General features: G+C 61.9%; 10 protein-coding genes. 7 read left to right on the top strand and 3 right to left on the bottom strand.

Annotated features, from left to right (window positions below):
* Window positions 1-12: 12 nt before the first annotated feature.
* From dgcA to BOP93_RS24855, 4 genes are all read left to right on the top strand, one after another.
* Window positions 13-2,073 carry a dimethylglycine demethylation protein DgcA gene (dgcA, locus tag BOP93_RS24870; RefSeq protein WP_065896290.1) on the top strand — a complete coding sequence of 687 codons (2,061 nt, stop codon included), beginning with the start codon at window positions 13-15 and terminating at the stop codon, window positions 2,071-2,073.
* 157 nt (window positions 2,074-2,230) lie between these two features.
* A complete protein-coding gene (gene dgcB / locus BOP93_RS24865; RefSeq protein WP_104504957.1) occupies window positions 2,231-4,174 on the top strand; it encodes a dimethylglycine demethylation protein DgcB in 1,944 nt (647 codons plus the stop codon).
* Window positions 4,174-5,394 (top strand): electron transfer flavoprotein subunit alpha/FixB family protein, encoded by a 1,221-nt coding sequence (locus BOP93_RS24860; RefSeq protein ID WP_104504956.1) that lies wholly within the window; start codon window positions 4,174-4,176, stop codon window positions 5,392-5,394. The genes dgcB and BOP93_RS24860 overlap by 1 nt, the downstream gene beginning before the upstream one ends.
* A 10-nt stretch (window positions 5,395-5,404) precedes the next feature.
* A complete protein-coding gene (locus BOP93_RS24855; RefSeq protein ID WP_104504955.1) occupies window positions 5,405-6,175 on the top strand; it encodes an electron transfer flavoprotein subunit beta in 771 nt (256 codons plus the stop codon).
* Between the two features lie 837 nt (window positions 6,176-7,012).
* On the opposite strand, the gene gbcA is transcribed toward BOP93_RS24855, so the two are convergent.
* Window positions 7,013-8,308, bottom strand: coding sequence for a glycine-betaine demethylase subunit GbcA (gene gbcA / locus BOP93_RS24850; RefSeq protein ID WP_104504954.1), 1,296 nt, complete (start codon window positions 8,306-8,308; stop codon window positions 7,013-7,015).
* Between the two features lie 282 nt (window positions 8,309-8,590).
* Between gbcA and gbcB the strand changes: the two genes are divergently transcribed.
* Window positions 8,591-9,691, top strand: a complete 1,101-nt coding sequence (gene gbcB, locus BOP93_RS24840; RefSeq protein ID WP_065885442.1) for a glycine-betaine demethylase subunit GbcB — start codon at window positions 8,591-8,593, stop codon at window positions 9,689-9,691.
* A gap of 47 nt (window positions 9,692-9,738) precedes the next feature.
* Here the strand turns inward: gbcB and BOP93_RS24835 are convergent, their stop codons facing one another.
* Together BOP93_RS24835 and BOP93_RS24830 are read right to left on the bottom strand one after the other, a co-directional pair.
* Window positions 9,739-9,942, bottom strand: a complete 204-nt coding sequence (locus BOP93_RS24835) for a hypothetical protein (protein WP_104504953.1) — start codon at window positions 9,940-9,942, stop codon at window positions 9,739-9,741.
* A gap of 187 nt (window positions 9,943-10,129) precedes the next feature.
* Window positions 10,130-11,170: a threonine aldolase family protein gene (locus BOP93_RS24830; RefSeq protein ID WP_057723604.1), complete on the bottom strand. Its 1,041-nt coding sequence runs from the start codon at window positions 11,168-11,170 to the stop codon at window positions 10,130-10,132.
* A gap of 90 nt (window positions 11,171-11,260) precedes the next feature.
* Here BOP93_RS24830 and BOP93_RS24825 point away from each other — a divergent pair, with 90 nt between their 5' ends.
* A complete protein-coding gene (locus BOP93_RS24825) occupies window positions 11,261-11,989 on the top strand; it encodes a TraX family protein (protein WP_104504952.1) in 729 nt (242 codons plus the stop codon).
* Window positions 11,990-12,225: 236 nt separating this feature from the next.
* Window positions 12,226-13,479: a serine hydroxymethyltransferase gene (glyA, locus tag BOP93_RS24820; RefSeq protein WP_065892462.1), complete on the top strand. Its 1,254-nt coding sequence runs from the start codon at window positions 12,226-12,228 to the stop codon at window positions 13,477-13,479.
* The last annotated feature ends 3 nt before the right edge of the window (window positions 13,480-13,482 follow it).

Raw genomic sequence — 13,482 nt, 5'->3', positions numbered from 1 at the left:
GAGGACCGTGCCATGGCTTTCGAAGCAATGTTTGCGCCGATCCAGATCGGCAAACTGACCATCCGCAACCGCGTGCTCAGTACCGCCCACGCCGAGGTGTATGCCACCGACGGCGGCATGACCACCGACCGCTATGTGAAGTATTACGAAGAGAAAGCCAAGGGCGGTATCGGCCTGGCGATCTGCGGCGGCTCGTCGGTGGTGGCCATCGACAGCCCCCAGGAATGGTGGAGTTCGGTGAACCTGTCCACCGACCGTATCATCCCGCACTTCCAGAACCTGGCCGACGCCATGCACAAGCATGGCGCCAAGATCATGATCCAGATTACCCACATGGGCCGTCGTTCGCGTTGGGACGGCTTCAACTGGCCGACCCTGATGTCGCCGTCCGGCGTGCGTGAGCCGGTGCACCGCGCCACCTGCAAGACCATCGAGCCGGAAGAGATCTGGCGCGTGATCGGCAACTACGCCCAGGCTGCGCGCCGGGCCAAGGCCGGTGGCCTGGACGGGGTGGAACTGTCCGCCGTGCACCAGCACATGATTGACCAGTTCTGGAGCCCGCGGGTCAACAAGCGCACCGACGAATGGGGCGGCAGCTTCGAAGGCCGCATGAAGTTCGGCCTGGAAGTGCTCAAGGCCGTACGTGCCGAAGTGGGTGACGACTTCTGCGTGGGCATACGCCTGTGCGGTGACGAGTTCCACCCGGACGGCTTGTCCCACGAAGACATGAAGCAGATCGCCAAGTATTACGACGACACCGGCATGCTCGACTTCATCGGCGTGGTGGGCTCGGGGTGCGATACGCACAACACCCTGGCCAACGTGATCCCGAACATGAGTTACCCGCCGGAGCCGTTCCTGCACCTGGCGGCGGGCATCAAGGAAGTGGTCAAGGTCCCGGTGCTGCACGCGCAGAACATCAAGGACCCGAACCAGGCCACGCGCATCCTCGAAGGCGGCTATGTGGACATGGTCGGCATGACCCGTGCGCACATCGCCGACCCGCACCTGATCGCCAAGATCAAGATGGGCCAGATCGACCAGATCAAACAGTGCGTCGGCGCCAACTATTGCATCGACCGCCAGTACCAGGGCCTGGACGTGCTGTGCATCCAGAACGCCGCGACCTCCCGTGAATACATGGGCGTGCCGCATATCATCGAGAAGTCCACCGGGCCCAAGCGCAAGGTGGTCGTGGTGGGCGCAGGTCCTGCCGGTATGGAGGCTGCACGCGTTGCCGCCGAACGTGGCCACGACGTAACCCTGCTGGAGAAGAAAGAGTTTATCGGCGGGCAGATCACCACGGCATCGAAAGCGCCGCAGCGTGACCAGATTGCCGGTATCACGCGCTGGTATCAGTTGGAGCTGGCACGCTTGAAAGTCGACCTGCGCCTGGGCGTGGCGGCGGATGCCGACACCATCCTCGACCTGCGTCCGGACGTGGTGGTGCTGGCCGTCGGTGGGCATCCGTTCATCGAGCAGAACGAACACTGGGGCGCTGCCGAAGGGTTGGTGGTGAGCAGCTGGGATGTGCTCGACGGCAAAGTCGCACCCGGCAAGAACGTCCTGGTGTACGACACCATCTGCGAATTCACCGGCATGTCGGTGGCGGATTTCCTTGCGGACAAAGGCTGCCAGGTCGAGATCGTCACCGACGATATCAAGCCGGGCGTGGCCATCGGCGGTACGTCGTTCCCGACTTACTACCGCAGCATGTACCCCAAGGAAGTGATCATGACCGGCGACATGATGCTGGAAAAGGTCTACCGCGAAGGCGACAAACTGGTGGCGGTGCTGGAGAACGAATACACCGGGGCCCAGGAGGAGCGGGTGGTGGACCAGGTGGTGATCGAAAACGGCGTGCGCCCGGACGAGGAAATTTACTACGCCCTCAAGCCAGGCTCGCGCAACAAGGGCCAGATGGACGTCGAAGCCCTGTTCGCGATCAAGCCGCAGCCGTGCCTGAGCGAGACGGGTGAGGGGTACTTGCTGTTCCGCATCGGTGACTGTGTGGCCCAGCGTAATACCCACGCTGCGATCTACGACGCCCTGCGCCTGTGCAAAGACTTTTGATGAGGTGAACGCGGTCAAATGTGGGAGGGGGCTTGCCCCCGATAGCGGTGGTTCAGCGACAGCTGTATCAACTGACACTCCGCCATCGGGGGCAAGCCCCCTCCCACATTCAAGGCCAGTTTCACAGTAGGCCTGTGTGGTCTTTGGGAGCTTCACCATGTTGAACACCTTGCTGCCTATTCTCTTGTTTGCCGCCCTGGGCCTCGCGGTCCTCGGTGCCTTGCGCCGGGCAAACATGTGGCGCCGTGGCCGCGCCTCCAAGGTCGACCTGCTTGGCGGCCTCTTGGCGATGCCTAAGCGCTACATGGTCGACCTGCACCACGTGGTCGCCCGCGACAAATACATTGCCAATACCCACGTCGCTACGGCGCTGGGGTTTGTGCTGTCGGCGTTGCTGGCAATCCTGGTGCATGGGTTCGGCCTGCAAAACCGTATCCTCGGTTACGCCTTGCTGCTGGCCTCGACCTTGATGTTTGTCGGCGCCATCTTCATGTACCTGCGCCGCCGCAATCCGCCTGCCCGCCTGTCCAAAGGCCCGTGGATGCGCCTGCCGAAAAGCCTGATGGCGTTTTCGGTGAGCTTTTTCCTGGTGACCTTGCCGGTGGCCGGCATTCTGCCCGCTGACTTTGGCGGCTGGCTGCTCGCTGCGCTGCTCGGCGTGGGCGTGCTGTGGGGCGTGTCCGAAATGTTCTTCGGCATGACCTGGGGCGGGCCGATGAAACATGCTTTCGCCGGCGCCCTGCACCTGGCCTGGCACCGCCGCGCCGAACGCTTTGGTGGCGGCCGTTCCACCGGTTTGAAACCGCTGGATCTGAGCGACAAGACCGCGCCATTGGGCGTGGAAAAACCCAGGGATTTTACCTGGAACCAATTGCTCGGCTTCGACGCTTGCGTGCAGTGCGGCAAGTGCGAAGCGGCGTGCCCGGCGTTCGCGGCCGGCCAGCCGTTGAATCCGAAAAAACTCATCCAGGACATGGTGGTCGGCCTGGCCGGTGGCACCGATGCCAAATTCGCCGGCAGCCCTTACCCAGGCAAACCGATTGGTGAACACGCCGGCAACCCGCACCAGCCGATCGTCAACGGCCTGGTGGACGCCGAGACCCTGTGGTCGTGCACCACCTGCCGCGCCTGTGTGGAAGAGTGCCCGATGATGATCGAGCACGTCGACGCCATCGTCGACATGCGTCGCCACCTCACCCTGGAAATGGGCGCCACGCCGAACAAGGGCGCCGAAGTCCTGGAAAACCTGATCGCCACCGACAACCCCGGCGGCTTCGCCCCCGGCGGTCGCCTGAACTGGGCGGCGGACCTGAACCTGCCGCTGCTCAGCGACAAGGGCAGCTGCGACGTGCTGTTCTGGGTCGGTGACGGTGCCTTCGACATGCGTAACCAGCGCACCCTGCGCGCGTTCGTCAAGGTGCTCAAGGCGGCCGGTGTGGACTTCGCGGTACTCGGTCTTGAAGAGCGCGACAGTGGCGACGTGGCGCGGCGCCTGGGCGACGAAGCGACGTTCCAACTGCTCGCCTCGCGCAATATCCAGACCCTGGCCAGGTACAGTTTCAAACGCATCGTCACCTGCGACCCGCACAGTTTCCACGTGCTGAAAAACGAGTACGGCGCCTTCAACGGCAACTACCTCGTGCAGCACCACAGCACCTTCATGGCCGAGTTGATCGGCGACGGCGCGCTGAACCTGGGCCAGCACAAAGGCACCAGCGTGACCTACCACGACCCGTGCTACCTGGGCCGCTACAACGGCGAATACGAGGCGCCGCGCCAAGTGCTGCGCGCGCTGGGTATCGAGGTCAAGGAGATGCAACGTTCGGGCTTCCGTTCGCGCTGCTGCGGCGGCGGCGGCGGAGCACCGATCACGGACATTCCCGGCAAGCAGCGTATCCCGGATATGCGCATGGACGACATCCGCGAAACCGGCGCCGAGCTGGTGGCCGTGGGTTGCCCGCAGTGCACCGCAATGCTCGAAGGCGTGGTCGAACCGCGCCCGCTGATCAAGGACATCGCCGAACTGGTGGCCGACGCGTTGCTTGAAGACGCCCTGCCGGCCAAGGCACCCCCCAAACGTGAACCTGCGGAGGTGCACTGATGAGCGACATTATCCGCCGCGACCCACGGGCCGAATGGATCGCCCGCAATCGCCTGCACCCGCTGCATGCGGCGATGCAGCCGGTGCAACAGAGTTGGATGGGGCCTAACGGCGTCATCCGCAAGAATGTGCACGGTGTGGGGTTTATCGGCCCCAACGGCATCAAGCGCATCGACCGCAGCGGCGCGCAACAGGGCGGTGCGGCCAAGCGTACGGCAGCGGTGCAAGTGCAACTGCCGCTGCATCAGGTTGCGGCGCCGGCGTTCTACATCAATGTGGTGCCGGATATGGTCGGCGGCCGCTTGAGCAGCCACGACCGCGATGTGCTCGGCCTGGCCCGGCAACTGGCCGGCAGTGACGGTGCCGTATTGGCCGTGGTGTTTGGTGAACACAAGGAAAATGCATTTGCCACCGCCGGTGTCGACCGCCTGCTGGTGCTGGACGGTCACGAATTCGACGGTTATTCACCGGAGCAACGCGTCCAGGGCCTGCGGGCTGTGGATAACCAGTTCAACCCGCGTCACTGGTTGCTGCCCGACAGCCGCAGCGGTGGCGGTGAACTGGGCCGCCGTTTCGCCGCCAGCCTCAAGGAACGCCCGGCCACGCGGGTGTGGCAGATCAAAGGCGAATCGTGTATCGGTCGCGCCGGCGCCGGCCAGGAAGATTTGGCGCGGCCGCTGCCACGCCTGATTCTCGCCGCCGTCGAATGCGCCGATCCGGTCAGCGAGACGCGCCATGAAGTGTTGCCCGTGGAGTTATCCACAACCCTGGCGCGCAGCCTGCCGCGTATCGAAGACCTTGGCGCGGTGGCAGTGGACCCGGCGGCGATTCCGATGGCCGAAGCCGAATTCATTTTCTCCGGCGGTAACGGCGTGAAGGATTGGGCGCTGTTCCACCAGACCGCCGCCGCCCTGGGCGCCACCGAAGGCGCTTCACGGGTCGCGGTGGACGATGGCTTCATGGCGCGCGATCGCCAGGTCGGCGCCAGCGGCACCTGGGTCACGGCGCGGGTGTACGTGGCCGTGGGCATTTCCGGGGCGATCCAGCACCTGCAAGGCATTGGTGCCTGCGACAAGGTGGTGGCGATCAACCTCGACCCCGGCTGCGACATGATCAAGCGTGCCGACCTGTCGGTGATCGGCGAAAGCGCCGCGATTCTGCACGCCTTGATCGCTGCGGTCGAGGCCTACCGCAACGGCGCCAAGCGCGATGCAGCCTAGGGACATGACCATGACAACCAATGTAATCAGCCTGGTATCCATCGGCGCCCATCCCACTTCCGGGCGCCCGCGCCGTGCCGAACAGGATGCGCGTGCCGTCGAGCTTGGCCTGCAAATGGCTGGGGATAAGTTGCAGGTGCTGCACGCCGGCGACATCAGCGAGCCGACCTTGCGCAGCTACCTGGGCATGGGATTGGCGCAACTGCATGTGCTGGAACAGCCGGCCGGTGCCGATGCGTTGCCGGTGCTGAGCGACTATCTGCGCGACGCCGGCGCCCAAGTGGTGCTGACCGGCAGCCAGGCGGAAACCGGTGAGGGCTCGGGCATGCTGCCGTTCCTGTTGGCTGAGCAACTGGGTTGGCCGCTGATTGTGGGGCTGGCTCAAGTCGAGTCCATCGACGCCGGCGTGGCCCATGTGCTGCAGGCGTTGCCACGCGGCCAGCGACGGCGCCTGAAGGTACGCCTGCCGTTTCTGGCGACGGTGGATAACGCCGCCCCCAAGCCGCGCCAGAGTGCGTACGGCCCGGCGCAACGTGGCGAGCTTGCCGCCCACGAGGTCGAGATTGAACCGGATGAGTTATTCACAGGCGCGCTGCTGCAACCGGCCAAGCCCAGGCCCAAGCGCCTCAAGGTGATCAAGGCCAAGAGCGGCGCTGATCGTATGAAGGCAGCGACGGCCAAGGCCAGCGGGGGCGGCGGGCAAGTGCTCAAGGGCGTAAGTGCTGAAGAGGGCGCGCAAGCCATACTCAAATTGCTCATAGAAGAAGGCGTCGTACGCTGATCCCCTGTGGGAGGGGGCTTGCCCCCGATAGCTGACGGTCAGTTGATAAAGCTGTAGCTGACCCACCGCTATCGGGAGCAAGCCCCCTCCCACAGAGTTATGGTGTTTACCCACAATCACTGTTGATCCGCCTGTGGATAACCTGTTTGCGGTTGTCTGCACCCCCTGTACATCAAGCCCTGCAGCCCGCTGTACGAAAAATAACCAGCCTAACTAGCGGTTTTTCCTCGGGTTTTTCCCGGGCTGAGACACAGACTTGCCCCCAAAGTCTGTTGGCGCTTCTGTGGATAAGATGTTCGCTGTCGGCTGAAGGCCTTATAAACAGAGGCTTTGATGGCTGTGATCAAAATATGATCAATTGTCGCATTTATCCCGCTAAATACCCCTGGATCCCCCGAGATATACCGCCTTGAGGTGGTTTTCCACAGAGTGGGCAAAGTTGCCCCCAAAGTCTGTTGGTGCTTCTGTGGATAAGGTGTTCGCGTACCGCTGCAGGGCACGTAGTTCGAGGCTTTCAATGGTTTGATCAAAAAACGATCAGGAGCGTGTTAAATCCATGAATATGAATAAGTCACGGATTTTCCTGGTTTAATTTTGAGGGCGGCCGGCAGTTGCCCACAATTGCTGTGGGTGGCTTTGTGGATAAGTTGTTGGGTAACCGCTGAAGCGCCCAGCCGCAGGGGGCTTGACTATTGTTGGTCAAATTTTGAACAGCTCAGACTCTTAATGTGGGAGGGGGCTTGCCCCCGATAGCGGTGCATCAGCCCATGAAGTTGCCGGCTGAACCACTGCAATCGGGGGCAAGCCCCCTCCCATATTTTATCCACGGTGTGTCAGTTACTCGTGCGCGGCCACGCCCTTGAGGTAAGGCGCAGGCGCTGCCCCCAGGTTGTTGAGCATGCGCTCGCTGTACCAATCCACAAAATTCACCACACCGAATTCGTAGGTCTTGGAGTACGGCCCCGGCTGGTAAGCGGTGGAGTTGATGCCGCGCTGGTTTTCTTCGGCCAAGCGCCGGTCCTGGTCGTTGGTGGCGTCCCACACCTGGCGCATGCGCTCCACGTCGTAGTCCACGCCTTCCACGGCGTCCTTGTGCACGATCCACTTGGTGGTGACCATGGTTTCCTGGGCGCTGATCGGCCACACGGTGAACACGATGATGTGGTCGCCCATGCAGTGGTTCCACGAGTGGGGCAGGTGCAGGATTCGCATCGAGCCCAGATCGGGATTTTTGATCCGGCCCATCAACTTGGCGCAGCCCTGTTTGCCGTCCAGGGTCATCGATACGGTGCCCTTGAGCAGCGGCATGCGCACGATGCGGTTACGCAGGCCGAAGCTGGCGTGGGCGTAAGGAATCTTCTCGGCATCCCAGGCGGCTGCGGAGGCGGCGACGTGGTCCTTGAACGCCTGGTCGGCGCGCGGGTCGGTGACGTCGTCCCACTCCAGCAGGGTTTTCAGCAGTTCCGGGTGCGAGGCGTTGCAGTGGTAGCACTCGCGGTTGTTTTCCAGTACCAGCTTCCAGTTGGCTTTTTCGAACAAGGTGGTCTGGATCGCCACCTTGGTGTTTTCCATGTCGTAGGGTTCCATGTAATGGTTGAGCGTCGACAGGAAGTCATCGATGGCCGGCGGGTTCTCGGCCAGGCTGATGAAAATGTAGCCGCCGGCGGTCTTCACGTTCACCGGTTTGAGGCCGTACTGCTTCATGTCGAAGTCGGCGCCCATCTCGGTGCCGGCAAACAACAGGCGACCGTCCAGCTCGTAGGTCCATTGGTGGTAGTGGCACACGAGCTTGGCAACCTTGCCCTTGTCGCTGGTGCACAAGCGCGAACCACGGTGACGGCACACGTTGTGAAACGCATGCACCACGCCTTCGGCGCCACGGATCACGATGATCGGGTTCTTGCCCACTTGCAGGGTCAGGTAGTTGCCCTTGGTGGGAATTTCGCAGGTCATGCCGGCGATCAACCACTCTTTCTGGAAAATTTCCTGCATGTCGATATCGAACAGCCGCTCATCAGAGTAAAACGGCTGCGGCAGCGAATAGGTGCGCTCGCGCTCTTGCAGCATCTGCGCGGTGGCCTTGCGTGCGGGTTCCAGCGGATCGCCCAAGCTTAAGGTTGCGGTGACGTCCATCGTGTGTGTCCTCATGGCCATTCTGTGTGGCCGGCGAATAGTGGCTGATCAGGTTTGCAGCAAGGCGTAAAGAACGCATCTTTGTTGGGAGCGAGTGTGGGCCCGGCGTGGGGTCGAACCTTATCCATGGGCGACATGGCCCAATCTGATCCCGACGCGCAAGCCCCTGTCGTTGGGGGCTGGTCGCGGTAAGTATGTGAATGTCGCAGATAGGTAAATGGGCGATTCGCGCGTTACGCAGAATCGCCACCATAAGGCCGAGCCTCGGCGGTGGAGAACAACATGTCCAATAATTTCCTGAACCCGGTAACCACCCAGACCTGGGCCAATGGTCGACACATTGTCCGTTGCGTCAAAGTCATCCAGGAAACCTGGGACGTGCGCACCTTCTGTTTCATGGCCGACCAGCCGATCCTGTTCTTTTTCAAGCCGGGGCAATTCGTCACCCTGGAGCTGGAGATCGAAGGCCAGCCGATCATGCGCTCGTACACCATTTCCAGTTCGCCGTCGGTGCCCTACAGCTTCTCGGTGACCATCAAGCGCGTGCCGGGCGGCCGCGTTTCCAACTGGTTGCACGATACGCTGCATGAAGGCCAGGAGCTGGCGGTGCACGGGCCGGTCGGGCTGTTCAATGCGATCGACTTCCCGAGCCCCAAAGTGCTGTACCTGAGCGGCGGCGTCGGCATCACGCCGGTGATGTCCATGGCGCGCTGGTTCTACGACACCAACGCCAATGTCGACATGACGTTCGTGCACAGCGCCCGTTCACCCAAGGACATCATCTACCACCGCGAGCTGGAACACATGGCGTCGCGGATCGACAACTTCAGCCTGCACCTGATCTGCGAAAAGCATGGTCTTGGGGAGCCCTGGGCCGGCTACCGTGGCTACCTGAACCACAAGATGCTGGAGCTGATGGTGCCGGACTTCCTTGAGCGTGAAGTGTTCTGCTGCGGCCCCACGCCGTACATGAGCGCGGTGAAGCGCCTGCTGGAAGCCGCCGGTTTCGACATGACGCGCTATCACGAAGAGTCCTTTGGCGCGACGCCAGCGGAAGCGCGGGCCGACGCGGTAGAGCAGGCTGAACAGGCGGCGGATGCGCCGGAAGTCGACCTGGCCGATCTGCACCAAGTGGAATTCATCGCCTCCGGCAAAAGCATTCGCGTGGCGCCGGGTGAAACGGTGCATGCGGCGGCGGCCAAGCTTGGGCTGCTGATCCCCAAGGCGTGCGGCATGGGTATCTGCGGCACGTGCAAGGTGATGAAGCTGGGCGGGGAGGTCGAGATGGAGCACAACGGCGGCATCACCGAAGAGGACGAAGCCGAGGGTTATATCCTGTCGTGCTGCAGTGTGCCGAAGGGCGATGTGCGTATCGAGTTCTGACAGGCGATCGTTCCCACGCGGAGCGTGGGAACGATCGGAGTGAAGGGTTACTGGGCGTAGATGTGTACGACGAAGTGCTGGCCTGAGGCTGTCAGTTCATAGACTTTGTCGTAGATCCTCAGCGTCCTCGACGGCTCGCGGATGGTGTCGCCGACCTTTGCGTATTTCCTGAACTCGTCCCAGTCGATAATGGTGGTGCTGATGGTGTTGTCGCCTTGCACCAGGGTATTGACGTTGCTTTGATATTCCATGATTGAGCTCTCCATTGGATTTGCAGCCGACTATTCGGCAGGCAATAAACCCGGAAGGTGGCAGTTATCGCTGCGTTTTCCTTGCGGGTTCCAAGAGGCTAGACAATGAAATTCGAGTGCGCTGCTGTCAGAAATATCAAAAAACAGACTCGGCAATCGGCCAGCACGCACCGTTCTGATTTCTACTTCAAGCGTTCATCACTTCCCTGATGTCGGCCGCCAATTCTCTTACACGCTCTTCTTCGGTATCCCACGCACACATGAAGCGCGCGCCGCCTTTGCCGATGAAGGTATAGAAGCGCCAGCCCTTGGCCGTCAGGGCGGCGATAGCCGGTTCCGAGAGTTGCAGGAACACGCCGTTGGCCTGCACCGGGAACATCAGTTCCACGCCGGGAATGTCTGCCACCAGGCTGCTGAGCAATTGCGCGCAGTGGTTGGCGTGGCGAGCATGCTTGAGCCAGGCGTCGTTTTCGAGCAGGCCCACCCATGGCGCGGACAGGAAGCGCATTTTCGACGCGAGCTGGCCGGCCTGTTTGCAGCGGTAGTCGAAGTCTTCGGCCAGCTTATGGTTGAAGAACAGGATCGCTTCGCCCACGGCCATGCCGTTCTTGGTGCCGCCGAAGCACAGCACGTCCACGCCGGCCTTCCAGGTCAGGTCGGCCGGTGAGCAGCCCAGAAACGCGCAGGCGTTGGAGAAGCGCGCGCCGTCCATGTGCAGGTTCAGGCCCAGCTCTTTGCAGGTGGCGCTGATGGCGCGGATTTCTTCCGGGGTGTAGACGCTGCCGACTTCGGTGGCCTGGGTGAGGGTGACCACGCGCGGTTTCGGGTAGTGAATGTCCTGGCGCTTGAGAGCGATCTCGCGGATCGACTCCGGCGTCAGCTTGCCGTTTTCGGTGCGTGCAGTGAGCAGCTTGGAACCGTTGGAGAAAAACTCCGGCGCGCCGCACTCATCGGTCTCGACGTGGGCGGTTTCCGAGCAAATCACGCTATGGTAGCTCTGGCACAGCGAAGACAGCGCCAGGGAGTTGGCGGCGGTGCCGTTGAAGGCGAAGAACACTTCACAGTCGGTTTCGAACAGATTGCGGAAACCGTCGGCGGCGCGGTGGGTCCACTCATCATCGCCATAGGCACGTTGATGGCCCTGGTTGGCTTGTTCCATGGCGGCCCAGGCTTCCGGGCAGATGCCGGAATAGTTGTCGCTGGCGAATTGTTGGCTCTTGTCGGTCATGGCCCATTCCTGTGGTCGATGTTGGTGCGCACTTTAACCAAGATTGGGAGGGGGGCGCACGCACTGTAAATGCAAAGTCGGTGGGGAATTATGCACGGTACTGACACCTTGCCTGTCGGACATGTCCGAGATGGCGCTTTGGACCTGCTCAAGTGGCTGGCGCTGCTGAGCATGGTGCTGGATCACCTGCGCTACGTGGGCCTGAGCCTCGATGGCTTGTATGTGCCCGGGCGCCTGGCGTTCCCTTGGTTTTGCCTGGCGATTGCGGCGAATGTGCACCGGGCTCGAAACGCCCCGGTGACCGGCCACTGGCGCTACTTGGGTTGGTTGCTGCTGTTCAGCGTGATCAGCGAAGTGCCGTATCGGATGTTCATCGAAGATGCCGATACCTTGAACGTATTGCCGACCCTGGCGCTGGGCCTGCTGGTTGCCCGAGGATGGCAGCACAAGGCGGTGGTTGATCGAGGATTGGCGCTGATCGCCGTCACAGTGGCGGCCGTGTTTTCAACCCAGTTGATGTTCGGTTTCTTTGGTGTATTGCTGCCGATGGCGATGCTGCTGGTGTTTCGCCGGCCCTGGTATTTCAGCGCGGTGCCGGGTTTGGTCTGCGTCGCTGCCAATCAATGGCAGATTCTGCTCAACAGCGGCAGCCTGGTGGCGATGCTTGGGTTGGCGACGTGTCTGGTTGCGCCGTTGGCAGGGTTGGTCTTATTGCGACATGCCAAAAATGTTTCGCCACCGGCCATGCGCCGTTGGGCCTATGCCCTTTATCCAATGCACTTCCTCCTGCTGCTCCTCGTCCGCAAGATCATCGCCTGACCCCTGTGGGAGGGGGCTTGCCCCCGATTGCGGAGTGTCAGTCACCGCATGTACGAGATGATCCACCGCCATCGGGGGCAAGCCCCCTCCCACATTTGTTCTGTGTCTCTGAAGGAATGTCGTAAACGCACCTTTGCGTGGCGTGCGCAGGCATTTGGCCCGCACGCGCCAGCCCTACCATCGCATCAAAGGGCCCTGCGAGGGCCTCAACAATACGAAAAGCTGGGAGAGACGCGATGTTCAGCAAACAAGACCAGATCCAGGGATATGACGACGCACTGCTGGCGGCGATGAATGCCGAGGAACAGCGTCAGGAAGACCATATCGAGCTGATCGCGTCGGAGAACTACACCAGCAAACGTGTGATGGAAGCGCAAGGCAGCGGCCTCACCAACAAATACGCCGAAGGCTACCCAGGCAAGCGCTACTACGGTGGCTGCGAGCATGTGGACAAGGTCGAGGCCCTGGCCATCGAGCGCGCCAAGCAGCTGTTCGGTGCCGATTACGCCAACGTGCAGCCGCACTCCGGTTCGTCCGCCAACAGCGCGGTGTACCTGGCGCTGATCAATGCCGGCGACACGATCCTGGGCATGAGCCTGGCCCACGGCGGCCACCTGACTCACGGCGCCAAGGTGTCGTCCTCGGGCAAGCTGTACAACGCGGTGCAATACGGCATCAACACCGACACCGGCCTGATCGACTACGACGAAGTCGAGCGACTGGCCGTGGAGCACCAGCCGAAAATGGTCGTGGCCGGTTTCTCCGCCTATTCCAAGACCCTGGATTTCCCACGTTTCCGTCAGATTGCCGACAAGGTGGGCGCGCTGTTGTTCGTCGACATGGCCCACGTCGCCGGCCTGGTTGCCGCCGGTCTGTACCCGAACCCGCTGCCCTACGCCGACGTGGTTACCACCACCACCCACAAGACCCTGCGTGGTCCGCGTGGCGGCCTGATCCTGGCCAAAGCCAACGAAGCCATCGAGAAAAAGCTCAACGCCGCCGTATTCCCCGGCGCCCAGGGCGGCCCGCTGATGCATGTAATCGCCGGCAAGGCGGTGTGCTTCAAGGAAGCGCTGGAGCCCGGCTTCAAGGCGTATCAGCAGCAGGTGATCGACAACGCCCAGGCGATGGCCGAGGTGTTCATCAAGCGCGGCTACGATGTGGTCTCCGGCGGCACCGATAACCATTTGTTCCTGGTCAGCCTGATCCGTCAGGGCCTCACCGGCAAAGAGGCAGACGCCGCCCTCGGTCGCGCCCACATTACCGTCAACAAGAACGCCGTGCCCAATGACCCGCAGTCGCCCTTCGTGACCTCGGGCCTGCGTATCGGCACCCCGGCGGTGACCACCCGTGGTTTCAAGGTGCCGCAATGCATCGAGCTGGCCGGCTGGATCTGCGACATCCTCGACAACCTCGGCGATGCCGATGTCGAGGCCAACGTGGCCAAGCACGTGTCTGCCCTGTGCGCTGATTTCCCGGTTTATCGCTGAGCG

It is taken from the genome of Pseudomonas orientalis (genome assembly GCF_002934065.1).
Lineage (GTDB): Bacteria > Pseudomonadota > Gammaproteobacteria > Pseudomonadales > Pseudomonadaceae > Aquipseudomonas > Aquipseudomonas orientalis_A.
The sequence above is the reverse complement of the archived record's forward strand: the minus strand, read 5'-3'. Positions and strand labels throughout refer to the sequence as shown.

What these genes read in the sequence shown, in the direction of transcription:
- dgcA (WP_065896290.1), top strand. Translation starts at nt 13, where the DNA reads ATGGCTTTCGAAGCAATGTTTGCGCCGATCCAGATCGGCAAACTGACC.
- dgcB (WP_104504957.1), top strand. Translation starts at nt 2,231, where the DNA reads ATGTTGAACACCTTGCTGCCTATTCTCTTGTTTGCCGCCCTGGGCCTC.
- BOP93_RS24860 (WP_104504956.1), top strand. Translation starts at nt 4,174, where the DNA reads ATGAGCGACATTATCCGCCGCGACCCACGGGCCGAATGGATCGCCCGC.
- BOP93_RS24855 (WP_104504955.1), top strand. Translation starts at nt 5,405, where the DNA reads ATGACAACCAATGTAATCAGCCTGGTATCCATCGGCGCCCATCCCACT.
- gbcA (WP_104504954.1), bottom strand. Translation starts at nt 8,308, where the DNA reads ATGGACGTCACCGCAACCTTAAGCTTGGGCGATCCGCTGGAACCCGCA.
- gbcB (WP_065885442.1), top strand. Translation starts at nt 8,591, where the DNA reads ATGTCCAATAATTTCCTGAACCCGGTAACCACCCAGACCTGGGCCAAT.
- BOP93_RS24835 (WP_104504953.1), bottom strand. Translation starts at nt 9,942, where the DNA reads ATGGAATATCAAAGCAACGTCAATACCCTGGTGCAAGGCGACAACACC.
- BOP93_RS24830 (WP_057723604.1), bottom strand. Translation starts at nt 11,170, where the DNA reads ATGACCGACAAGAGCCAACAATTCGCCAGCGACAACTATTCCGGCATC.
- BOP93_RS24825 (WP_104504952.1), top strand. Translation starts at nt 11,261, where the DNA reads ATGCACGGTACTGACACCTTGCCTGTCGGACATGTCCGAGATGGCGCT.
- glyA (WP_065892462.1), top strand. Translation starts at nt 12,226, where the DNA reads ATGTTCAGCAAACAAGACCAGATCCAGGGATATGACGACGCACTGCTG.